This is a genomic window from Streptomyces sp. NPDC051214 (assembly GCF_040682375.1).
Classification (GTDB): domain Bacteria; phylum Actinomycetota; class Actinomycetes; order Streptomycetales; family Streptomycetaceae; genus Streptomyces.
Genome location: NZ_JBFBAT010000002.1, coordinates 53,210 through 76,700 on the forward strand (window position 1 = coordinate 53,210; position 23,491 = coordinate 76,700).

Annotated in this window: 13 protein-coding genes; 7 read left to right on the top strand and 6 right to left on the bottom strand. The window is 72.3% G+C overall.

The annotated features are described in order from the left end of the window. Positions 1–86 precede the first annotated feature (86 nt). From AB0M70_RS04705 to AB0M70_RS04715, 3 genes are read left to right on the top strand one after another with little or no spacing between them, the layout of a single operon-like run. Positions 87–3,581, top strand: a complete 3,495-nt coding sequence (locus AB0M70_RS04705; RefSeq protein ID WP_365816388.1) for a CDP-glycerol glycerophosphotransferase family protein — start codon at positions 87–89, stop codon at positions 3,579–3,581. After that, positions 3,578–6,397 (top strand): CDP-glycerol glycerophosphotransferase family protein, encoded by a 2,820-nt coding sequence (locus AB0M70_RS04710; RefSeq protein ID WP_365816390.1) that lies wholly within the window; start codon positions 3,578–3,580, stop codon positions 6,395–6,397. Before AB0M70_RS04705 ends, AB0M70_RS04710 begins: the two co-directional genes overlap by 4 nt. Further along, complete coding sequence (locus tag AB0M70_RS04715) at positions 6,394–7,575, top strand: glycosyltransferase (protein WP_365816392.1); 1,182 nt, start codon at positions 6,394–6,396, stop codon at positions 7,573–7,575. The genes AB0M70_RS04710 and AB0M70_RS04715 overlap by 4 nt, the downstream gene beginning before the upstream one ends. Before the next feature lie 78 nt (positions 7,576–7,653). Here AB0M70_RS04715 and AB0M70_RS04720 read toward each other — a convergent pair whose 3' ends face one another. From AB0M70_RS04720 to AB0M70_RS04740, 5 genes are all read right to left on the bottom strand, one after another. Continuing rightward, positions 7,654–9,900, bottom strand: coding sequence for a bifunctional glycosyltransferase family 2 protein/CDP-glycerol:glycerophosphate glycerophosphotransferase (locus AB0M70_RS04720; protein ID WP_365816393.1), 2,247 nt, complete (start codon positions 9,898–9,900; stop codon positions 7,654–7,656). 163 nt (positions 9,901–10,063) lie between these two features. Then, entirely contained in the window at positions 10,064–10,945 is an 882-nt protein-coding gene (locus tag AB0M70_RS04725; protein WP_365816395.1) for a carbohydrate ABC transporter permease, read from the bottom strand. After that, the gene (locus tag AB0M70_RS04730) at positions 10,942–12,222 is read right to left on the bottom strand and encodes a sugar ABC transporter permease (RefSeq protein ID WP_365817530.1); all 1,281 of its coding nucleotides are present in this window, start codon (positions 12,220–12,222) and stop codon (positions 10,942–10,944) included. The genes AB0M70_RS04725 and AB0M70_RS04730 overlap by 4 nt, the downstream gene beginning before the upstream one ends. Positions 12,223–12,295: 73 nt before the next feature. After that, positions 12,296–13,693, bottom strand: coding sequence for an ABC transporter substrate-binding protein (locus tag AB0M70_RS04735; RefSeq protein WP_365816397.1), 1,398 nt, complete (start codon positions 13,691–13,693; stop codon positions 12,296–12,298). A gap of 137 nt (positions 13,694–13,830) precedes the next feature. Continuing rightward, positions 13,831–17,034: an FHA domain-containing protein gene (locus tag AB0M70_RS04740; protein ID WP_365816399.1), complete on the bottom strand. Its 3,204-nt coding sequence runs from the start codon at positions 17,032–17,034 to the stop codon at positions 13,831–13,833. A gap of 426 nt (positions 17,035–17,460) precedes the next feature. On the opposite strand from AB0M70_RS04740, the gene AB0M70_RS04745 reads away from it, so the two are divergent. The 4 genes from AB0M70_RS04745 (at position 17,461) to AB0M70_RS04760 (ending at position 23,000) form a co-directional block, all read left to right on the top strand. Next, positions 17,461–19,107 (top strand): serine/threonine-protein kinase, encoded by a 1,647-nt coding sequence (locus AB0M70_RS04745; protein WP_365816401.1) that lies wholly within the window; start codon positions 17,461–17,463, stop codon positions 19,105–19,107. 142 nt (positions 19,108–19,249) lie between these two features. Beyond that, complete coding sequence (locus tag AB0M70_RS04750) at positions 19,250–20,485, top strand: serine/threonine-protein kinase (protein WP_365816403.1); 1,236 nt, start codon at positions 19,250–19,252, stop codon at positions 20,483–20,485. Between the two features lie 472 nt (positions 20,486–20,957). Further along, positions 20,958–22,064: a peptide chain release factor 2 gene (gene prfB / locus AB0M70_RS04755; RefSeq protein ID WP_363211507.1), complete on the top strand. Its 1,107-nt coding sequence runs from the start codon at positions 20,958–20,960 to the stop codon at positions 22,062–22,064. Between the two features lie 270 nt (positions 22,065–22,334). Further along, positions 22,335–23,000 (top strand): hypothetical protein, encoded by a 666-nt coding sequence (locus AB0M70_RS04760; protein WP_365816406.1) that lies wholly within the window; start codon positions 22,335–22,337, stop codon positions 22,998–23,000. Between the two features lie 114 nt (positions 23,001–23,114). Here the strand turns inward: AB0M70_RS04760 and AB0M70_RS04765 are convergent, their stop codons facing one another. Beyond that, positions 23,115–23,306 (bottom strand): hypothetical protein, encoded by a 192-nt coding sequence (locus AB0M70_RS04765; RefSeq protein WP_363211505.1) that lies wholly within the window; start codon positions 23,304–23,306, stop codon positions 23,115–23,117. Between the last annotated feature and the right edge of the window lie 185 nt (positions 23,307–23,491).

The following is a 23,491-nucleotide window of genomic DNA, read 5'->3' on the forward strand; positions in this document are numbered from 1 at the left end:
GGAAGGGCGGTGGTGGTTATCCGAGTGGCCCTCGGCAGGACACGCGGCCGTGCCCGTCAGCTCCCCGGAAGGAATGTGCGCAGCGCATGACACCCCGACTCGCCGTCGTCGTCCCCGTCTACAACGTCGAGGAATTTCTCGCCCCCTGCCTGCGGTCGCTGGCGGAGCAGACCATGCCGGACATCGAGGTCGTCATGGTCAACGACGGGTCGACCGACGGGAGCCCGCGCATCGCCCGCGAGTTCGCCGCAGCGGACGCCAGATTCCGTCTCGTCGAGCAGGAGAACGCCGGGCTCGGGGCGGCCCGCAACACGGGGGTGCGCGAGGCACGGGGCACGTATCTGACGTTCGTCGACAGCGACGACGTCGTCCCGCGGGACGCGTACGAGCGGATGCTGGCGGCACTCGCGAAGTCGGGCTCCGACTTCGTCACCGGCAACGTCCACCGGCTGCGCTCCGGCGACCGCAGCGAGCAGTCGCCGATGTTCCGCAAGATGATGGGGAGCGAGCGCAGCGGCACGCACGTCACCCGCGACTGGGAGCTGCTCGGCGACCGCATCGCCTGCAACAAGGTCTTCCGCAGGGACTTCTGGGACCGCCACGCCCTCACCTTCCCGGAGGGCGTCCTCTTCGAGGACACCCCGGTGATGATCCCCGCCCACTTCCTCGCCGAATCCGTCGACGTACTGAAGGAGCCCGTCTACCTCTGGCGCGACCGCGACGGCTCCATCACCACCCGCCGCGCCAAGCCCCGCGCCGTCCGCGACCGCGTCGCCGCCGTCCTCGAGGCCAGTGGCTTCCTCGCGTCGAAGGCCGCCGAGACGGCGGGCACACCGCAGGGCGAGGTCCTCGCGGAGGCCAAGCGGCGCTATGACACGACGGTCCTGTCCGGGGACCTGTGGCTCTTCATGGAGGCCCTGCCGCACGGCGACGCCACGTACCACGACGTCTTCATGGAGCAGGCCAACGCCTTCGCCGACACCGTCGACCCCGCGGTCCTGGCCGCGCTTCCGCTCGCCCTGCGCGTGCGCTGGCAGCTCATCCGCGCGCGCCGCGTCACCGACCTGCTCGCCTTCATGGCACACGAGAAGGCCAACCCCGACGCCTTCCAGGTCCGCGGCCTGCGCGGGCGCCGGGCCGAGTACCCCGGGATCAGAGGGCTGCCGCGCGAGACCGTCGCCCTGAAACGCTCCGACCTGCCGCTCTCCGCGCAGCTCACGCACGTCGCCTGGGACGAACAGGGCAGGCTGCGGCTCAAGGGCTACGCCTACATCCCCAACCTGCCCGCGGGACGGGTCGGGGCGCGCGCCCGGGTCGCCTGGCTGCGGGCCGGGCGGCGGCGCGTCCTGCCGCTCAAGCTGCGCACGGTGCGGGCGCGCGAGGCGACGTACCGCTCCAAACAGGGCCTGCACAGCTACGACCGGTCGGGGTTCGAGACGGTCATCGACCCCCGCAGGACCGTCACCAAGCGCCGCAGCACCACCTGGAAACTGGAGATGGGCGTGGTCAGCGCGCTCCTGCCCCGCACCGGGCCGGTCAGGACGAGCAGCCCGCCACGGCTTCCCGTGCGTTATCTGGAGGAGTTCCTGCGAGTCGCCGTCACCCTCAGCAAGGGGCGGCTGAGGCTGCGCACGGAGCGGGTGGCCGCGCGGCTCGTCACCCACGAGGGCTGCGGCGGCACGATCCGGCTGCACGGGCGGCTCGCCCCGGGGGAGACGCGGGGCGTCGACGCCCTGCGGGTGGAGAACTGGGCCACCAAGGAGAGGCACGACGTCCCCGCCCTGGCCACCGGCCGCGACTTCAGCGCCGACGTGCCGCTCGGCCTCTTCCACGCCGCGGAGGACGAGCGCACCGGCGAACCGCGCAAGGCCGACCCGTGGGGCGTCTCGGTAATCCGCGAAGGCGGCGACCGGACACCGCTCGCCGCCTGCCCCGACGTGCCGGCCGGGCGGTACGCACTCCTTCCGGGACGTGAACTCCTCGTCCTCGCCAACGCGTCGGGCAACCTGGAGCTGCGCGACCAGACCGAGCGGCCGCTCGCCGACACCGTGACCTGGGACGACGAGCTGATCGTCGAGGGCAGTCACCCCGACGCACAGGCCCGCGCCGCGGAGCTGGTCCTCGTGCACGGCGGCCACGGCGACGAGGCCGTGGTGCCGGTGCGGATCGAGGGCGGGCGGTTCACGGCGGCGCTGCGGCCCGAGGCCGTGCCAGGACCCGGAGGGACCCTGCCGCTCTCCGAAGGACGCTGGAACCTCTTCCTGCGTGCGCCGGGCGAGGGCGACCCCGAGCAGTACACCGCCGTGTGCGTGGCCCCGGGCAAGGGCCGCGAACTGCCCCTCACGCGTACCAGGTCCGGCCGTGAGATCAGCCTGAAGCGCCACGCCCACGACGGCCTCCACCTGCGCTCGGGCTCCGCGCTGTCCGTGGCCGACCGGGGCGGCCCGCGCCAGCGCAGACTGCGCGAGGAGTACGCGGCCCGGCGCGGCGGGCCCCTGCGCGACGCCGTCCTGTACTGCAGCTTCGACGGACGGCAGTACTCCGACTCGCCCCGCGCCGTGCACGAGGAACTGGTCGCACGAGGCGCGGAGCTGGAACACCTGTGGGTGGTCCGCGACCAGCAGGTGGCGCTCCCCGAGAGCGCCATGCCGCTCACTCTGTGGAGCGCCGAGTGGCACGAGGCCCTCGCCCGCTGCCGGTACATCGTGACCAACACCCAGCTGCCCGAATGGTTCGAGCGCGCCGAGGGCCAGTACGTCGTACAGACCTGGCACGGCACCCCGCTCAAGCGCATCGGCCGCGACGTCGCGGGCCACGCCTCCGCGGACCGCGCCTACATGGCGACCCTGCCGGGACGCGCCGACCAGTGGAGCCTGCTGGTCTCCCCCAACCGCTTCTCGACGCCTCTCCTGCGCGGCGCCTTCGGCTACACCGGCGAGGTCCTGGAACGCGGCTATCCGCGCAACGACCTGCTGCACGCCGCCGACCGCGCGAAGGTCGCGGCCTCCGTGCGCGAACGGCTCGGCATCCCCGAGGACAGACGCGTCGTCCTCTACGCGCCCACCTGGCGCGAGAACCAGCCCAAGCAGGCAGGACGCTACGCCCTGGACCTCCAGCTGGATTTCGAGGCCGCCGAACGCGCCGTCGGCGACGACACGGTGCTCCTGGTCCGCAGGCACTACCTCGTCGGCGGCACCGTCCCCGGCTCGGACTTCGTCCGCGACGTCACGCGCCACCCCGACGTCAGCGAACTGCTCCTGATCAGCGACGTCCTGGTCACGGACTACTCGTCCCTGATGTTCGACTTCGCGCAGACCGGGCGCCCGATGCTCTTCCACACCCACGACCTCGACCACTACCGCGACACCCTGCGCGGCTTCTACTTCGACTTCGAGGCGCAGGCGCCGGGCCCGCTGCTCGCCACGAGCGACGAGGTGATCGCCGCGCTGCGCGACCCGCGGGCCGCCACCGCCGCGTACGCCGACAAGTACGACAGGTTCCGCGAGGTCTTCTGCGACCTGGACGACGGGAACGCGGCGGCGGGAGTGGTGGACGCCATGCTCGAAGGAGGCCGCGCATGAGCACGCCCGACCTGCACGACGTCAGCTGCGTCGTGGTCGCCGGAACGGACGCCGAGGCGCTGCGGCAGTCGGTGGGGTCCGTGCTCGACCAGACGATGGGCAACGTCGAGGCGGTCGTCGTCGACCCCGGCGCCGACGGCCCCGCGCGTGACGCGGCGCGGGAGCTCGCCGCCGACCAGCCGCACCGGGTACGCCTCGTGAGTACCGACGGTGAGCTGCCGGTCGCCGTCGCGCGGAACCTCGGGCTCGACGCGGCACGCGGGCGCTACGTCATCGTGCTCGGCGACGGCGAAGTCCTGGAACAGCACGCCTGCCGCAACCTCTTCGACGCCGCGCGCTCCACCGGGGCCGACCTGGTGGCGGGACGCTGGACGCGGCTCACGGGCAGCGGCAAGAAGGAGCGCGGGCCGGACTGGCAGGCGCGACTGCACGCCAGGACAAGGAGCATCGAGAACCTCTCCGACGCCCCCGAACTCGTCGCGAGGGACTCGCTGATCACCGGATTCTGCGTCCGCCGCGACGTCCTCGACCGGCTGCGTCTCCGGTACGCGCGGGACCTCGACCACAGCGAGGTCCTCTTCGGCGTCGAGGCCGCCCTCGGCGCCCGCACCCTCACCCTCGTGCCGAACCTGATCACCACCCACCGCGCACCGCCCGCCCCCGCCCGCGAGACCCCGGCGCTCGCCACCGCCAACGCCCGCGTCGCCGGACTCCTGGTGAGCCTGGGCCGCCTCGACCTGGCCGACCAGCGCGAGCGGTCCTTCCTCGTCGACCAAGTGCTGCCCTGCGCCCGTACGTTCCCCCAGCTCACCGCCGAGGAACGGCGCCGCGCCACCGACGGGACCGCCCCGCACCTCCGGGGCCGCGTCGACCTGCGCGCCCTGGACGCCCTCGCCCCCGTGGAGCGGGTGTGCGTACGGCTGCTCGCGGACGGCGACACGGATGGTGTCCTCGCGGCGGCGTACGCGCTCGCCAGGCCCGGCACCGTCGTCTCGGAGCTGACCGAGCGGGAGGGGAAGGTCTACTGGCGCGCGGACGGGCTCGACGACCCCCGCGTGCGTGAGGTGCTCGACGTCAGTGAACTCGGCCATCAGCACCAGGAGGTGGGCGAGGTGCGTCTCCTGAACCGCCTCACCAGGTGCGACGTCGAGGCGGGCAAGGCGGTCCTCGAAGGCCGGGTCGTACTGCCCGGCGCTCTGCTGCCCGACCGGCCGCCGCTCACCGCCCGGCTCGACGTGCGGGTCCAGGGCGCGGGACGGCGGGGCTTTCGCGTACCCGTGGACGAGGTGCACTACGACGGCGGCGCGGTCCTCTGGCGCGCCACGGTGGTCCTCACCGCCCGGCTGCGGGACCTCGGCGCCGGCGACCGCACCTGGGAGCCGCGGCTCCATCTCGCGGCCGGCGGACAGGACATGACCACCGAACTCGTCGCCGAACCGGAGACCGTGGGGCAGAGCCAAGGCGTCACCGTCACCGGCGCGAACAATGTGGAGCTGCGCCTCATGCCCCGCCACCGTGCCGCCCGCACGCTGCGCGCGGCACTGCACTACGCCACCCACTTCCGGCCCGCGCGCAAACTCCGGCTGCGGCTGCGCGCCCTGCGCAAGCGGTGGGACGGGCTCCACGGCAAGGGGGTCAAGCTGCGCGTCTACCGCCGGGTGCTGCGGCGCCTCCCCGTCAGCAAGGGCTCGGTCGTCTTCGAGAGCCACATGGGCAGGTGCTACGGCGACAGCCCGCGCGCGATCCACCAGGAGATCGTCGACCGGGGGCTGCGGCTGCGCTGCACCTGGGCGTACGCCACCTCGGCCGACGGCTACCCCGACTCCGCCCGCCTGGTGCGCCGTTGGTCCTGGCGGTATCTGTGGGCCCTGGCCCGCGCCGAGTTCTGGATCGACAACCAGGGCTTCCCGCACGCCCTGGACAAGCCGCGCCACACCACGTATCTCCAGACCTGGCACGGCTCCGCGTACAAGCGCATGGGCTTCGACGAGGCACGCCTGAAGACGCAGAACGCCCCGCAGCGCGACCGTCTGCGCCAGGCCGTGGACCGCTTCGACCACTTCCTGGTGCGCTCCGAACACGACGTGCACACCCTCGCCCGCGCGTACGGCATCCCCGAGGACCGGCTGCTGCGCTGCGGATACCCGCGCAACGACCGCCTGGTCGCCGCGCGCGCACGCGACGAGGCCTCGGGCCGCTTCCCCCGGCCGTCCGTGGCCGGCGACCTGGGCATCCCCGACCACAAGACGGTGGTCCTGTACGCGCCGACGTTCCGCGGGCTGCCCAAGAACAACACGCCGGTCCAACTGCCCCTCGACGTACGCAGGTTCGCCGACCGCTTCGGCGACACCCACGTCCTCCTGGTGCGCGCCCACTACTCCGAGGCGGCCGAGCTGCCCCTCTGCCCGCCGGGCACCGTCATCGACGTCTCGGCGCACCACGACACGACCGAGCTGCTCTGCCTCGCCGACGTCCTGGTGACCGACTACTCGTCGATCATGTTCGACTTCGCGCTCCTCGACCGGCCGATGGTGCACTTCGCGCCGGACCTCGACGCGTACGCGGCCGAGCGCGGCAGCTACTTCGCGCTGCGGGACGACGCGGGCGGGCCCGTCGTGGAGACGGAGGACGAGCTGCTGCGCGTGCTCGCCACGCTGAAACAGGCCGACGGCGCGTGGGCCGGGCCCCGGCGGGCGTTCGCCGCGCGGTTCGGCGCGTACGACAAGGGGTCGGCCGCGGCCGACGTGGTGGACGCCCTCTTCGGGGCGCGATCAGGGGTGCAGGCAGGGGACACGGAGCAGAGGGGCGGGGCATGACCACGACGATCGCGACCAAGAGGATCGTGGCCCCGACGAAGAGCCGCGATCTCTTCCTCGTGGCGAACACCGTCGACGAACTCGGCGGCGTCACCGCGTGGGCCCACCAGATGGCCGGGCTCTTCCAGCGCAACGGCCACCGGGTGCACGTCATCGGCGTCCACGAGGCCGAGCTGAAACTGGCCCTCCCGGACGACCGCGGCTACCCCGTGACCAGCCTCTACGCCGAGCATCCCGCGAGCCCGCGCCCGGCGCGCGGCCTCGGCCGCCTCAACGTGGTGGCGCGCCGTCGCGAGGCTGCTCGGGTCGCCGCCAAGCGCCGCACCGTCGACCGGCTCTCGGAGCTCTTCCGTGCCGCGCGCCCCGGCGCGGTCGCCATCGTCACGCAGGTCTGGCCGATGGAGTGGATCAGGGAGGCGGACACCGCGGGCCTGCGCATCATCGGCATGAGCCACGAGTCGTACGCCTACACCCGCGCCTGCCACCGCTACCGCGCGGTCAAGCGCAGCTACCCCTCGGTGGACCGCTGGCTCGCGCTCACCCAGGAGGACGCCGACGACTGGATCACCGACGGCATGCACAACGTCGGCGCGATGCCCAACGCCCTGGCCCGCCTCCCCGAAGTGCCCTCACAGCGCGAGGGCAAGGTGGTCTGCAGCATCGGCAGGCTCGCCGACCAGAAGGGCGTCGACATGCTCGTCGACACCTGGGCGCTCGTGGCCCCGCAGCGCCCCGACTGGACGCTGCGGATCTACGGCGCCGGAGCGGACGAGGCCGACCTCAGGCGGCAGTGCACGCGCCTGGGCCTGGACGGATCGGTGGAGTGGCGTGGCCGCACCAGCGACGTGCCCGGTGTGCTCGCCGAGAGCTCCCTCTTCGTGCAGTCGTCCCGCGGCGAGGGTTTCCCGCTGGCCCTGATGGAGGCGATGGCCAGCGCGGTGCCGTGCGCGGCCTTCGACTGCGCACCCGGCGTCCGCGAGATCGTGCGCCACGGCGAGGACGGCCTGCTCGCCCCCGCCGGTGACATCGAGGCCCTCGCCGACCGCCTCCTGCGCCTCACCGGCAACCCACGGCTGCGGGACGCGATGGGGGAGCGGGCGCGGCTGAACGTGCAGCGGTTCTCCGAGGCGCGGGTGCTCGAACGCTGGGAAGCACTTTTCGAGCTTCTGGAGCGGTGAGGGGCGCCCCCTGCGTCACGAACGTCCCGAGCGGCATGTCTGGTCCCGGGGATGGGGGGAGGAGGACGGTGCGGGGGGTCAGAAGCGCGGAGCGGGACGGGTGTCGGCCCGCGGCAGCGGCTCGTCGGCCATCCCCGCGGCCGGCGCCGGATGCCGGTCCGCCAGGGGTGCCACCGACGGTAGACCCCCAGTCTCACCGAGCACCACATGCCTCACGACTCGTTCAGCGGCTCGCCCGTCGTCGTACACGCAGAAGCGGTTTCGGAAGGCGGCGCGCAGTTGCGCCGAGCGCGAGCCGCGCCAGTGGCCGGTGGCGAAGATGTCGATGAGTTCGTCCTCGCTGCGGGCGATGGCGCCGGGCGGGAACTCGCGCACGTCGAAGTAGGTGCCGCGGGCCGCCTCGTACGCCTCCCAGTCGGTGGCGTGCAGGACGACCGGGCGGTCGAGGTTGACGTAGTCGAACATCAGCGACGAGTAGTCCGTGACCAGGGCGTCGGACGCCAGGCAGAGCGACTCGACGCTGGGGTGGTCCGACACGTCGATCAGGCGGTCCGACGAGGGGGCCAGGGGCTCCCCGTACGAGTGGTGGGCGCGGGTCAGGACGACGAAGCGCGGGCCGAGACCGTGCAGCAGCCGCTCCAGGTCGAGGGAGCGCAGCTGGGAGTGGCGGTAGTCGCGCAGGGTGGGCGCGTAGAGGATCGCGACGGCGCCGTGCGGGATGCCGAGGGACTCGCGCAGGCGGGCCACGTCGGCGGAGCTCGCCCGCTGGTAGATGTCGTTGCGCGGGTAGCCGTACTCGAGCGTGGTGAACGAGGCGGGGTAGACGCGCTCCCAGACCAGCGTGGAGTGGCGGTTCGACGACAGGACGTAGTCCCATTTGTCGGCGTTGCGCAGGAGGGCGCCGAAGTCCATGTCACGGGCGGCGGCCGGCCGGTCCTGGAGGTCCAGGCCCATCAGCTTCAGGGGTGTGCCGTGCTGGGTCTGGATCATGATCTGGCCGGGCCGCTTGACGAGCCTGCGGTCGAAGTTGACGTTGTTGACGAGGTACTTGGAGCGCGCGAGGGCACTCCAGTACGCGGCCGTGCCGGGGCGCAGCCTGCGGGTGGCCGTCGGCAGGGTGTGGTGGTGGGCCGGGTCCGCGATCCACGCGGTGCGCACGTGCGGGGCGTGCTCGCGCAGCGCGGCCTCCAGGGCGCCGGGGTTGCAGCCGTAGCCGCGGCCCCAGTACGAGGAGAAGACCGCCCGGTCGGCGCGCAGCGGCAGGCGCAGCTGGACGCGGTAGTGCAGTTGCAGCACGGCGCCCTTGGCGCGGCGCCGGGCGGTCGCCGCGTACCGCTTGGCCCGCGATCTGACCCGCAGTGCCGTCCACAGGGTCCGGTAGGTGCGGTGTGTGCCCAGGCGCACCAGGCCGTGCCGCACCCGGGTGCTGGCGCGTGGGCGGGCGCCGGGGACGCGGTAGCGGCGGTAGTGGGTGCGGGCCCTGCGCAGGAACGCGGCGCGGCTGCCGCGCGGCAGCCGGTCGTGCTTGGTGAAGACCGTCGAGTAGTGGTCGATCATCCGCCGGAAGAGGAGGGGCCGCCAGGCCGCGGAGAGCTCCGGGTGCGCGTCGAGGAACGCGAAGACCCGCTCGTACTGGTCGAAGATCTCGAAGTGCCTGCGCGTCGTGGTGCGCAGGATGCTGCCCCTGCGGCGCTGCAGATAGTGCACGCAGACACGGTCGAGGGTGGCGATCGTGTCCGCCTTCATCAGGACCGGATAGGTCCAGGGCGTGTCCTCGTAGAGTCCGGGCGGGAAAGCGAGGGCCTCGCGTTCGATGAACTCGCGGCGGTAGGCCTTGTTCCAGGCGACCATCAGGAGGCGCAGCAGGCCGGGCCGGTCGACCAGCCGGAACGGGGCCCGGCCCTCCTCCTTGAGGAGGTTCGCGAACTGGTTGCGCACGGCCTCGCCCGACCAGAAGACGCGCGCGTAGTCGTAGAGCAGGACGTCGGGTTCGTCCGTCTCCTTGAGGCGGTCGGAGATCGCGTGCAGGGAGTCCGGGGTGAGGGTGTCGTCGCTGTCGAGGAAGATCAGGTAGTCGCCGCCGGCGCGCTCCATGCCGGCGTTGCGGGCCCGGCCGAGGCCGACGTTCTCCTTGAGGTGGACGGCCTTGACCCGGGTGTCGCGGGCCGCGCACTCGTCGATGAGGGCGCCGCACGCGTCGGGGGAGGCGTCGTCGACCACGATCAGCTCAAGATCCGTGAACGATTGCCCGAGTACGGACTCCAGGCATGCGTGCAGATAGGCCTGCACCTTGTACACGGGCACGATGACACTGAACCGGGGCAAGGCACATCCATGGGTCGACGCGGGCATACTGCCCGAAAACGCCCGGACGTCCGGTCGGGTTACGCCGTATATGGCATACGGGGGATGGACGCGAGTGAGGGGGACCCGGTGCCGGGCCCGCCTCACTCGTCGAACGCACGTGCCTGTGTCGCCGGGTGGCCGGTTACTTCACCGCACCCGCCATCACACCGGACACGAACTGCCGCTGGAACGCGAAGAAGACAGCCAGCGGGATCACCATCGAGATGAACGCGCCCGGGGCCAGGATCTGCACGTTGTCGCCGAAGGACCGCACCTGTTGCTGCAGCGCGACCGTGATCGGCGGGCTCTTGGAGTCGGCGAAGATCAGCGCGATCAGCATGTCGTTCCAGACCCAGAGGAACTGGAAGATGCCGAGCGAGGCGATCGCCGGCGCGCCCAGCGGCATCACCACCCGGAAGAAGAGCCGCAGTTCACCGGCTCCGTCCAGGCGTGCGGCCTCCAGGAGTTCGCGGGGGATCTCCGCGAAGAAGTTCCGCAGCAGGAAGATCGCGAACGGCAGGCCGAAGGCCACGTGGAAGATGACCACGCCGACCGTCGACTCGAAGATCCCGATCGCGCCGAAGATCTTCGACACCGGGAGCAGCGCCACCTGCACCGGCACCACGAGCAGCCCGACCACACCGAGGAACCACCAGTCGCGGCCCGGGAACTCCATCCACGCGAAGGCGTATCCGGCGAGGGACCCGATGATCACGACGAGCAGCGTCGCCGGAACGGTGATCATGATGCTGGACAGGATCGAGTCGGTGATCGTCTCGTCCTTGAGGAGGGTCGTGTAGTTGTCCAGCGTCATCTGCGACGGCGTGCTGAAGACCTTCCACCAGCCGCTCTCCGCCATGTCGGCCGACGTGCGCAGCGAACCGAGCAGCAGACCGATCGTCGGCACCAGCCAGAACAGCGCGACGACGACGAGGAAGACGCGTACGGCGGTGCCGCTCAGGACGGAGACGATCCGCCCGCCCACCGACTGCTTCGCCTTCACCACTTCGACTTGGGTGGTCATCGCCGAGCCTCCCGCCGAAGTCGCCGCACGTTGAAGAGCATCACCGGGATCACGAGGAGGAAGAGCAGCACGGCGATCGCGCTCGCCACCCCCGAATCCTCGTCGAGGAACGCGGAGTTGTAGAGCTGGAGCGCCAGGACGTTCGCGTCGTCCTTCGAGGAGTTCGGCGCGATGATGAAGATCAGGTCGAAGATCTTCAGTACGTTGATCATGAGCGTGACCGCCACCACCGCGAGCACCGGCGCGAGGATCGGCACCGTGATCCTGCGGAACACCTGCCACTCGTTGGCACCGTCCACGCGGGCGGCCTCCAGGAGTTCACGCGGCACGCTGGCGAGACCCGCCGCGATCAGGACCATCGCGAAGCCCACCCAGATCCACAGGTACGAGCCGATCACCGCGGGCGTGATGAGGGAGGGGCCCAGCCAGTCCACGCCGTTGTACGGCTCGCGGAAGTTCGACGCGGGGAAGCGGAGTTGCGCCCCGTCCGCCTCCTTGGGGAGCGCGAAGGTGCCGTCCGCCGCGGCCTCGGTGGACGCCACCACCTTGCCGTCCTTGACGGCCTCGATCTTGATCCCGGGATAGCCGAACTCGGCCTTGTCCGGGGCGTTGATCTCGCCCCTGCCCTTGCCGCGCGTGAAGTCCTGCCAGGCCGTCCCGGTGACCTTGTCGGGGTCCGGCTTCGCGGCCGCGGCGGACTTGGCGTCCCCCGGCATGTTGTCCGGCGCGACACCCGTCAGCGGGAGCACCACCGCGGTGCCCGCGCTGACCGGCTTGCGCGTGATGAACGCGCCGCCGCTCGCCGACTTCAGCGGCGACTGCGTACTGGGATGCGCCTGCGGGAAGGCGGACGACTCGGCGAACGTGTCGTGCACCCCCACCATCACGGCGTTGGCGACACCCCGGTCCGGGTCCGACTCGTACACGAGCCGGAAGATGATGCCGGCCGCGAGCATCGAGATCGCCATCGGCATGAAGATGACCAGCTTGAACGCCGTTCCCCAGCGGATCCGTTCGGTGAGCACGGCGAAGATCAGGCCGAGCCCGGTCGCGAGGGTCGGGGCGACGACCACCCAGATCGCGTTGTTCTTGATCGCGGTCAGGATGGTGTCGTCCGTGAACAGCGTCTTGTAGTTGCCGAACGCCGTGAAGTCGCCCGACTTGTCGAAGAAGCTCCGGAAGACCGAGTACCCGATGGGGTAGAGGACGAGCGCGCCGAGCAGCACGAGCGCCGGTGCCAGGAACAGCACCGCCACGCCCTTGCGCGTGCCCGTCACACTCTTGCGCGGCTCGGGGGCCGGGGGCAGCGCCGCACTCGGCGTGCCCCCGGCGTTCGCGGACGCCACCGCGTCAGTCCTTGTAGGCCGCGGCGGCGGCCGTCTCCAGCGCCTTCTGGGTGCCCGCGACGTCCTTGGGGTTCTTCAGGAAGTCCTGCAGCGCCTTCCACTCGCCCTTGCCCGGCGTGCCGCCGAAGGCCTGCGGGGCCTGGTCGGACATGTCGTAGCGGATGTCGTCGCCCGCGGCGATCAGTGCCTTGGCGATGCCCCGCTGCACGTCGTTCGGGTACGCCGCCAGGTCGAGCTTCTTGTTCGGCGAGACGAAGCCGCCCGCCTCGGCCCAGATCTTGGCCGAGTCCGGCGAGGCGAGGAAGGTCAGCAGCGCCTGGGCGCCCTTGCTGTCCTTCAGCGCCACGGCGGCGTCACCGCCGACGACCGCGGGGGACTCACCGTCGCCGACCGCAGGGAACGGGAACACCTTGGCGTCCGTGCCGACCTTGGCCTTCGTCTCCGAGATCGGCAGCGAGACCATGTCGCCCTCGAAGACCATGCCCGCCTTGGGCTGGTCGCCGCCGGTGAACGTCTGCTTCACGGAGGCGGGGAACTCGGTCTGCAGCGCGCCGTTCGCGCCGCCCGCGACGAAGCCCTTCTTGCCGAAGAGCTCCCCGAGCGTGGTCAGCGCCTCCTTCACGGAGGGGTCCGTCCACTTGATCTCGTGCTCGGCGAGGTCGTCGTACTTCTCCGGACCCGCCTGCGAGAGGTAGATGTTCTCGAACCAGTCGGTGAGGGTCCAGCCGTCGGCGCCCGCGACCGATATCGGCGGCACCCCGGAGTCGTACACGGTCTGGGCCGTCTTCATGAAGTCGTCCCAGGTCTTCGCCTCCTTGGCGCCCGCGTTGTCGAAGACCTCGGTGTTGTACCAGACCAGGGACTTGTTGGCGGCCTTGAAGTACACGCCGTACTGCTTGTCGTCGACGGCCCCGAGATCCTGCCAGCCCTGGTCGTAGTTCGAGTCGAGCTGCTTCTGCGCCTCGGGCCCGACCGGCTTGGCCCACTTGTTCTCCACGGCCTGCTCGATCGCGCCGACCTGCGGAAGCATCGCGACGTCCGGCGGCTGCCCGCCCGCCACCTTCGACTCCAGGAAGCTGATGATGGGGTCCTGCGCCGGCACGAAGGTGACCTCGGCCCCGGTCCGCTTCTCGAACTCGTCGAGAACCTTGAGGAAGACCTTCCGCTCGGAGCCGCCCCACACGGCGGCCACGGAGACGGTCTGCCCGTCCAGCTTGGGCAGTTTCACCGCGGCTGCGCTCTCCTTGCCGCCGCCCTTGTCGCCCTTGTCCCCGTCGTCGTCGCCGTCGCCGCCGCACGCGGTGACGGTGAGCGCGAGCGCGCCCGCGACGAAGGCCGCGGCGAATTTGGCGGTGGTACGCCGGTGGTGCGGTGCCCTGCGTGTTCGAAGAGTGCTGCGCATCACTGCCCCGTTTCTCTGCCATGGCGAGTCCCGTGCGGTCTGTCTACGCCCGCGCGGGGAGGGGCGGCAAGAGCGCAAACAGTGTCAACCAGCTGATCGTGATGGCGTTGTGACGTCCCGTCACGAGGTGTAGGGCCCTAAAGGAGAGAGGGCACCTGATCCGCGGCGACAGAGCGGGCGGCCCGCTCCAGCGCGCTGGCCAGGAGCGCCAAGTCCGTCGGTCCGTTGCCCAGTTCACGCACCGGGCGCCGGGCCGGGGGATCACCCATCCGCTCCCACTCCAGCGGGACGACCGTGGGCCGCACCGTGGACGTACGCGGAATGCGTCCCGTGACCCGCCCCGCCTGGAAGGGGCTCACCCGGCCGTCGGCCGTACGCAACTCGCCCCGGCCCGGGGCCGGTTCCTCCGGCCCCGGGGTGACCGCGTCAAGGACGATCCGCAGCGTCGCCCGCCGCCCCAGCTCCGTCTCCGGCATCCGCTCGCTGCGCGCGGTGGTGGCGACCAGGTGCACCCCGAGCCGCTCCCCGTCCCGTGCCACGGCTTCGAGCGCCCGCACGACGGAGCCCGCGGCGGGCCGCCCCGGGGACCCGAGCGCGGGGGAGAGCAGCGCGTCGAAGTCGTCGACGAGCACGACGAGCCGGGGCAGAGGAGGCCCCGGCTCGATCCCCTTGCGGGCGGCGACGGGCCGCAGCCGCATCGTGGAACTCGGCGGAGTGTCCAGATCGCCGCCGCCGCCACCGCCCCCGCTTCCCACGCTGACGCCGCTCCCGCCGGACACACCGGCCTGAGGTGTCTGCGCGTGCCACTCGGCGAACCCGAGCCGCCCCAGAAGCTCGGCGCGCCGCTTCAGCTCGGCGGTCAGCGACTGGGCGAACTCCCGCATCCGGACCGGGTCGTTGGCGGCGAGGTGCGTCGTGACGTGCGGCAGGTCCGTACAGACCGCGAGGCCTTCGACCAGCCGGATGTTCCCGCCGTTCGTGCCGCTGCCGCCGCTTCCCGTGGTGTCGCGTCCGTCGATCAGGACCATGCCGAGACGGTCAGGGCGCTCGGCCGCGGCCAGCGAGGCGGCCAGGGAACGCAGCAGTTCCGTACGCCCGCTGCCCGAAGGGCCCTCGGCCAGGACGTGCGGTCCCTCGGCGGCGAGGTCCATGACCACGGGGCCGCGCGGGCCCGCGCCGAGCACCGCCCAGGCCCGCCCGCCCAGCGCCTCGGCGTCGTCGGCGGCCGCGGCCCACCGCGCCATCAGGGACGCGGGAGTGGCCCTGGCGAGCCCCAACTCGTCCAGGAGGCGCGCCATTTGGGGCAGAGGAGCGGACACGCGCGCGTGGCCGTCGCCGGGCGCCCCGTCCGTGCGGAAAGGCGCGAGGGCGCGGGCGAAGCGCTCGGCCCAGGCCTGCGACACCGCGTCCACCGCGGCGACCGTGCCGTGCCCCGCGATGCGGCCGTCCACGGTCCGCAGCAGCCGCAGCGCGGTGGCCACGTCACCGCTGAGCAGCGCGACGGCACCGCAGGCGCGAAAGGCGGGCGACACGGAGCACGCGGCCTCGTACGTGGCCGTCACCGGGGAGGCGGGTGACGCGGCGGGGGTCTCCGCCAGGCAGACGACATGGATGCCGGCCCCGGCCCCTTCCCGCGTCAGCCGCACCACGGCTTCGCGCAGCCCGGCCGACCCGGGGTCGCCGTCCACCACGACTACGGTGCGGGGCCTCGCGTCCGGGGCGCTCGCAACGGCGCTGTCGTCGTCGGCAGCGGACGCCTGGTCCGCCACGTGGTCGTCCAGGCGCCGCAGCAGCTCTCCGGTGCGTGCGGCCGCCTGCTCGCGGTCGTAGGCGAGGAGGAGGCGGCAGTCCTGGCCGTGCAGGGGCCGCAGGTGCGGGAGCCAGCCGAGCCAGGACCACTCGGCGGTGCGCTCCGGCGTGGGCCGGGCCCGGTCCGTGCTGAGCAGCACGATCTCCAGGGCGTCGGGGGAGTGCAGCGCGGCGAGCTGGGCGACGACGGCACGGGTGAGGCCCGTGAGCCGCTCGCGCGGGCCCGCGAGGCCGAGCGCGCCCGCCTCCCGCAGGCTGACCGTCACGGGGACGGCGGGCAGCAGGCCGCGCTCGTCGGGGGTCGCGCGGTCCACCGTGCCGAGCCGGACCGCGAGGGCCTCGGGGTGGCCGGGCCCGCGCTCCCAGAGCCGGGGGCCGGGGCCGAGCGCCGTGAGCAGCAGGGCCGCGGGGTCGGGCCAGGACTCCGGGGTCCGCGCGGCGGCGGCCACCGCGAGGTCCTCCGGGGTGGGGGCCGTCGGTTCGGGGAAGGGGGCGTCGCTCCCGGTCCCGTACGACTCGTCCTCGTGGCCCGCGGGGCCGTACTCGTCGTCGCGGGCGCCCGTCAGCCGACGGGCCCAGGCCGAGAGACCGCCCCGCTTGCGGAGGGTGCGCGGCACGGGCGTCCCGCGCAAGGGGGTGCCGACGCGGGTGTACTCGGCGTCCGGGGCGCCGCCCTGCTGCGGCACGTGCGGCACATGCGGCGCATCGGTGGGGGACGCCTGGCCGAACGTGCCGTGGGTCCCGCTGTGACTGCCTTGGTCGACTTCGCCCGCGGCGCCCCAGCCCGCCGAGCCGTACGCGTGATGGGTGCCGTCCGAGGGCGCGCGGCCCGCTTCCGGGGGCGCGTCGAGGGGAGTGTCGGCGCTCGCGGTGACCCGCACGCGCACGTGTCCCTCGCCGTCCGGAGCCGTCGGCAGCGCGCCGCCCGTGCCGTCCCCGGCGGTGAACCGCAGCGCGGACTCGCCGAGCCGCAGCAGGGAGCCGGGGGTCAGGCGCACCGGGCGGTCGGTGATCTCGTGGCCGTCCACCGTCGTGCCGTTCGTCGACCCCAGGTCCGTGACGGTGACCTGGCCGTCCGGGGTGAGCGTCACCGCGCAGTGCAGCCGGGAGACGTCCGGGTCGTCCAGCGGGACGTCCGCGTCCGCCGAGCGGCCCACGCGGATCTGGCCGCCGTGCAGGAGGTGCACGCCGCCCGCGTCGGGGCCCGCGACCACGTGCAACTGGGCGGCCGCTCCGGCGAGTTCGGGTCCGGGCTCCGCGGGCGAGCCGAGGGAGAGCACTGCCCCGTCTATCAGCGGGGGCTCCCCGAGGGTGCAGCGCTGGGCGTCCAGGCGCTCCGACTCCGCGTACAGGACGACGGGTCCTTCGCCGCCCGCGACGACGGCGGCGAGACCGGAGGCGACGGTGGCCAGAGCGGTCCCCGCGGGGGCGGTGACCAGCACGTCACAGGCGCCGCGCGGCGCGGCGAGGCGGCCATGGGGCTCGGCGGTCTGGCCGCTGCGCGGCCCGAGGACGGTCAGCCGGATCTGCATCGCCGTCAGCGGTCCCTTCTGCCCTTGCCGCCGGGCACGGGGACTCGCGCTGTGATTCCCCCCACCGCACACGGCCACGTCGGCCAGTAACAGAGAAGCATCCTCGCACCTGCCACTGACAACACGCCCGGCGGCCACCCGTAAGTGATCTTGATTGGTCGGCTCTGCTCGGAAAAGTGCCTGCTTGGACCGATGCGATCGTGGGTCATCCCTTCGTGACGAAGGTCAATTCGACGCCATCCGGCAACCAACGGCCCGCAGGGGGCGTCTTCCCACCGAACAGCCATCCGGATCACCCGGCGGCCGGCGTGGAATGTGACCGGCCGGTGCCCCGTTCGGCGGCACTAGAGTGGGTCGGAACATCTTCCGGCGGGAAGCCGGGTCCGGACACACCAGCGAGATCAGCAGATCAGCAGGGAGCATGACGTGCGGCCGGTAGGCAGCAAGTACCTGCTCGAGGAGCCGCTCGGGCGCGGCGCCACGGGCACCGTCTGGCGAGCCCGCCAGCGTGAGACCGCGGGTGCCGAGGCGGCCGTACCCGGCCAGCCCGGCGAGACCGTCGCGATCAAGGTCCTGAAGGAAGAGCTCGCCAACGACGCGGACATCGTGATGCGGTTCCTCCGCGAGCGGTCCGTCCTGCTCAGGCTCACGCACCCGAACATCGTGCGGACCCGTGACCTGGTCGTCGAGGGCGAGCTCCTTGCCCTCGTCATGGACCTGGTGGAGGGCCCCGACCTGCACCGCTACCTCCGCGAGAACGGCCCCATGACGCCGGTCGCGGCGGCCCTCATGACCGCCCAGATCGCCGACGCCCTCGCCGCGAGCCACGCGGACGGCGTCGTGCACCGGGACCTGAAGCCCGCGAACGTCCTGCTCAAGCAGGACCCCGACGGCGCGATGCACCCGATGCTCACCGACTTCGGCATCGCCCGGCTTGCCGACTCCCCGGGCCTGACCCGCACCCACGAGTTCGTCGGCACGCCCGCGTACGTGGCGCCCGAGTCCGCCGAGGGCCGCCCGCAGACCAGCGCGGTCGACATCTACGGCGCGGGCATCCTCCTGTACGAGCTCGTCACCGGCCGTCCGCCGTTCGGCGGCGGCTCGGCCCTCGAGGTCCTGCACCAGCACCTGAGCGCCGAACCGCGCCGCCCCTCCACGGTCCCGGACCCGCTGTGGACGGTCATCGAACGCTGCCTCAGCAAGAACCCCGACCACCGCCCCAGCGCCGAGAACCTCGCACGCGGCCTGCGGGCCGTCGCGGACGGCGTGGGCGTGCACGCGTCCAGCGCGCAGATCGCCGCGGCCGAGGGTGTGGGCGCCCTCCTGATGCCGGACCCGGACCCCGCCATGGTGCCGGGGACGGCCGGAGCCGCCGATCCCACCCAGGCGCTCCCGCACAACGCCGGTTCGTACGACCCGAACGCGGCGACGAGCGTCATGCGGAACACCGGCTCCGGGGACGCCGACCCCACGTCGGTGCTCCCCTCGGGCAGCCACGGCGCCGCCGACCCGACGGCCGTCATGCCGCCGGTGCCGCCGAACCAGCCGGGCGCCGACCCGAACGACCCGCACCCCTGGCAGAACCAGATGCGGGCCGCGCGCGACCGCAACGACCAGACGCAGGTCCAGTCGTACCTGGACCCCAGCCAGGACCCGCTGCGCCGCCGTCGCCCCCAGCGCCAGGTGCAGCAGCCGCAGCCGCAGCAGCGCCCCCAGCAGTACGCGCCCCAGCAGCAGCGCGGGCAGCAGTACGCCCCGCAGCAGCAGCCCCAGCAGCGTCAGCAGTACGCGCCGCAGCCCCAGCAGGCACCGCCGCCCCAGCAGCCGCCCGCGGGACGTCCGCCGCGCGAGCCCAGGCAGCGGAGCTCGAACCCGAACCGGATGAAGATCCCGGGTCTCGGCTGTCTCAAGGGATGCCTCTTCACGCTCATCATCCTCTTCGTGGCGAGCTGGCTCGTCTGGGAGCTGAGCCCGCTCCAGGAGTGGATCGGCACGACGAAGGGCTACTGGGAACAGCTGACGGACTGGTACGACACGGTCTCCGGCTGGATGGGCAAAGTGGGCGGCAACTAGCCGTCCGGTGGTCAGCGGTGGGCGAATCCCCTCCCCACTCTGGGGATTTGTCGACACCTGCGGGGTGATTTCTGCTCCTGGAGTGAAGGTTGGCGTCGAGGCCGCGTAGTTTTGTCGCCAACACGCATCCGTAGGAGCAGTCTTGGCACGCAAGATCGGCAGCCGGTACACCGCCCACCAGATCCTTGGTCGGGGCAGCGCCGGCACGGTGTGGCTCGGCGAAGGACCCGAGGGTCCCGTCGCCATCAAGCTGCTGCGCGAGGACCTGGCGTCCGACCAGGAGCTGGTCGGCCGCTTCGTCCAGGAGCGCACGGCCCTGCTCAGCCTCGACCACGCGCGCGTGGTGGGCGTCCACGACCTGGTGGTCGACGGGAACGACCTCGCCCTCGTCATGGACCTCGTCCGGGGCACCGACCTGCGCACCCGCCTCGACCGTGAGCGCCGCCTGGCCCCCGAGGCGGCGGTGGCGATCGTGGCGGACGTGGCGGACGGCCTCGCCGCGGCACACGCGGCGGGCATCGTGCACCGTGACGTCAAGCCGGAGAACGTCCTGCTCGACATGCAGGGCCCGCTGGGCCCCGGCGGCTCACACCCCGCACTGCTCACGGACTTCGGCGTCGCCAAACTGATCGACTCCCCGCGCAGGACCCGCGCGACGAAGATCATCGGTACGCCGGACTACCTCGCCCCCGAGATCATCGAGGGCCTGCCCCCGCGCGCGGCGGTCGACATCTACGCCCTCGCGACGGTCCTGTACGAGCTCCTCGCGGGCTTCACGCCGTTCGGGGGCGGCCACCCCGGAGCGGTCCTGCGCCGCCACGTGACAGAAACGGTCGTTCCCCTCCCCGGCATCCCGGACGAGCTCTGGCAGCTGATGGTCCAGTGCCTGGCGAAGGCCCCGGCGTCCCGGCTGCGCGCATCGGAGCTCGCGGCGCGGCTGCGGGAGCTGCAGTCCCTGGTGGCGGGGATGCCGCCGCTGGACGTGGACGAGCCGGACACGGAGCCGCTGCCGGAAGAGGCGGAGGAGGAACCGGCACCGGAGCCGGCCGCGGGCACGCCCCGCCGCGGCGCGGTCCCCCTGGTCCCCGGCTCATCCCCCGACTCGAACCGCGACACCCACACCTCCATGCGCGTCCCGGGCCCGGACGAGCTCGCCGGGGGCGCCCGAGGCACCGCCCGCGCCCCCCGGGCGTCCGGCGCGGCCCGCCCCGGCTCGGCCCGCCACCGCTCGTCCGCCCGCCGTCGCAGGATCACGCTGGGCGTGGCGGGAGCGGTCCTGGTGGCGGCAGCGGGCATCGGCACCTGGGCGGCCACAAACGGCGACGACGCAGACGCCAAGCCCCAGGACACGGAGACCTCGGCCCCTCCAACACCCTGACCCGCGGCTCCGCGCCGGGTGTCTCCCACCCACCCACCCGAGCGCCCGGCATCACATCAGCGGACCCGGGGCACCCCCGCCCCCCCGTAGCCTCGCGCCGCGTCTCCTCGGCCCTTGCGACACCCTGACCCGCCGCTCCGCGCCGGGTGTCTCCCACCCACCCACCCGAGCGCCCGGCATCACATCAGCGGACCCGGGGCACCCCCGCCTCCGTCGCCTCGCGCCGCGTTCCCCCGCCCGCCCGAGCACTGCGGATGCAGGGTGATCGGGTGGGTGGGTGGGAAAGATCCGGCGCGAAGCGGCGGGCCAGGACGACCCCGGCGGTCCGCCGGAGGGCAGCCGTGCGGGGAGCGGCGGTGGCCCCCGGCCAGGCCCCGCAGGGCAGGCCCCGGGGCCAGGAGAGAGCCAGGAGAGAGCCGCCCCCCAAGGCCGAGGGGCCCGACCGCTTGCATCCAGCCGTTAGGCTGGTCCCGTGGCAGTCGTCGATGTATCCGAAGAGCTCAAGTCCCTCTCCTCGACCATGGAGTCGATCGAGGCCGTCCTGGACCTCGACAAGCTGAGGGCAGACATCGCCGTGCTCGAGGAGCAGGCGGCCGCGCCGTCCCTGTGGGACGACCCGGATGCGGCACAGAAGATCACCAGCAAGCTGAGCCACCTCCAGGCGGAGGTGCGGAAGGCCGAGGCCCTGCGCGGGCGCATCGACGACCTCAGCGTGCTCTTCGAGATGGCCGAGGAGGAGGACGACCCGGACACCCGCGCCGAGGCCGAGACCGAGCTCACCGCCGTCAAGAAGGCGCTGGATGAGATGGAAGTCCGCACACTGCTCTCCGGGGAGTACGACGCCCGTGAGGCGCTCGTCACCATCCGCGCCGAGGCCGGAGGCGTCGACGCCTCCGACTTCGCCGAGAAGCTGCAGCGCATGTACCTCCGCTGGGCCGAGCGCCACGGCTACAAGACGGAGCTCTACGAAACCTCGTACGCGGAAGAGGCCGGCATCAAGTCGACCACCTTCGCCGTTCAGGTCCCGTACGCGTACGGCACGCTCTCCGTCGAGCAGGGCACGCACCGGCTCGTCCGCATCTCGCCCTTCGACAACCAGGGCCGCCGCCAGACCTCCTTCGCCGGAGTCGAGATCCTCCCGGTGGTCGAGCAGACCGACCACATCGAGATCGACGAGTCCGAGCTGCGCATCGACGTCTACCGCTCGTCGGGCCCCGGCGGCCAGGGGGTCAACACGACGGACTCCGCGGTCCGCCTGACGCACATCCCCACCGGCATCGTCGTCTCCTGTCAGAACGAGCGCTCGCAGATCCAGAACAAGGCGAGCGCCATGAACGTCCTCCAGGCCAAGCTCCTCGAGCGCCGCCGCCAGGAGGAGCAGGCGAAGATGAACGCCCTCAAGGGGGACGGCGGCAACTCCTGGGGCAACCAGATGCGTTCGTACGTCCTGCACCCGTACCAAATGGTCAAGGATCTGCGCACGGAGTGCGAAGTGGGCAATCCCGAGTCCGTGTTCAACGGCGAGATCGACGGTTTCCTCGAGGCCGGAATTCGCTGGCGCAAGCAGCAGGAGAAGTAAGCGCCGCTTTATCGACAAGGCAACTGCCGCCCCTGAGGCGGCAGTTGCCTTTTACGTCACAGTCACATCTCCGTAGGCCGGTCAACTGCTGCTATTTCAGACATCGCGCGCGCAACGACCTTGACGTTGCTGGGGAAACTGGAAAGGCTACCGAGCGGCATGCGTATCTCTGGGGCGCGTGTGATCTGTGGGGGCCGATCCAGCGCCCCCGACGAACGCAGTCCCGGACGCTGCCTCACTGACGATTCAGCTACTGGGGGTAGCAGCCAGATGACCAAGAAGACGCGGATCCGCGTAGCACGCATAGCGGCCGGTGCGGTGATCGCCGCGGGTGCTTCGCTGACCGCCGCCGGTGCCGCCTCGGCCCTCGACGTAGGTGTCGACCTCGGCGGCGCGAGCGCCAGCGCCAGCGCCGACGAGAACGGCATCGGCGTCGACGTCGGCATCGGCGAGGACGACGCCGAGCCGACCGAGGAGCCCACGGAGATCCCGACGGAGCCCACCGAGGAGCCGACGGAGCCCACGGAGGAGCCGACCGAGCCCACCGAGGAGCCCACGGAGCCGACCGAGGAGCCCACGCAGCCCACCGAGGACCCGACGGACCCGGGCACGCCCACCGAGGGCCCGAGCGACCCCGGCAACGGCAACGGCACGGGCGGCGGCAACGGCACCGGCGGCGGTAACGGCACCGGTGGCAACGACAACGACCCCGACGGCGGCTCCAACCCCGTCGAGCAGGGCAAGGGCAAGGACAGCCTGACCGACACGGGCTCCGCCCCGGTCGAGCAGGGCGACAAGGCCGACAAGGGCGAGCTCGCCGAGACGGGCGCCGCCGAGACCACGTTCCTGCTGATCGGCGCCGCGACGATGATCGCCGGCGGCATCGGCTTCCGCATCCTGCCGCGCTTCGTCGGCAACCGCGGCGCGGCCGCCTGATCCAGGGCGACCGCACCCGCGTACGGGACCGTGCGCGGCGCATGACATGACAGAAGGGCCCGGAGCCGTCGGCTCCGGGCCCTTCTGGTGTCCTGGCGCGCGCCTGGGGGCGCGCTAGGCGGTCTGGTGCGCCAGCAGGGTCACCGCCGCGATCAGCACGACGAGCACCCCTATCAGGGCCGCAGGGCTGAGGCCGCCGAACGGTCCCTCCTGCTGCAGGCGCTGGCGGCTTGCCCGGCAGACGGGGCAGCGGCCTTCACTCACGGGCCCCGCGCAGTTCGCGCACACCAACCTGTCATGGGTCATGCGCTTCTCCTCCCGCACAGTTACAGCCTGCCCAACGCTAGAGGGAACCCAACCGTTCCCCCTACCACTGTGCCAGCTTCCACGAATTTCGGCGCGGCCCGCCCGTCCTCGTCGGTTTCAGACTGTTACGTTCCGTGGTATATCCGCGACAATTCGCGCAACTCAGGACGCTGACTGCGCTCGCA

Coding starts and splice junctions, on each gene's coding strand:
- AB0M70_RS04705 (WP_365816388.1), top strand. CDS start 87: ATGACACCCCGACTCGCCGTCGTCGTCCCCGTCTACAACGTCGAGGAA.
- AB0M70_RS04710 (WP_365816390.1), top strand. CDS start 3,578: ATGAGCACGCCCGACCTGCACGACGTCAGCTGCGTCGTGGTCGCCGGA.
- AB0M70_RS04715 (WP_365816392.1), top strand. CDS start 6,394: ATGACCACGACGATCGCGACCAAGAGGATCGTGGCCCCGACGAAGAGC.
- AB0M70_RS04725 (WP_365816395.1), bottom strand. CDS start 10,945: ATGACCACCCAAGTCGAAGTGGTGAAGGCGAAGCAGTCGGTGGGCGGG.
- AB0M70_RS04735 (WP_365816397.1), bottom strand. CDS start 13,693: ATGCGCAGCACTCTTCGAACACGCAGGGCACCGCACCACCGGCGTACC.
- AB0M70_RS04740 (WP_365816399.1), bottom strand. CDS start 17,034: ATGCAGATCCGGCTGACCGTCCTCGGGCCGCGCAGCGGCCAGACCGCC.
- AB0M70_RS04760 (WP_365816406.1), top strand. CDS start 22,335: ATGACCAAGAAGACGCGGATCCGCGTAGCACGCATAGCGGCCGGTGCG.
- AB0M70_RS04765 (WP_363211505.1), bottom strand. CDS start 23,306: ATGACCCATGACAGGTTGGTGTGCGCGAACTGCGCGGGGCCCGTGAGT.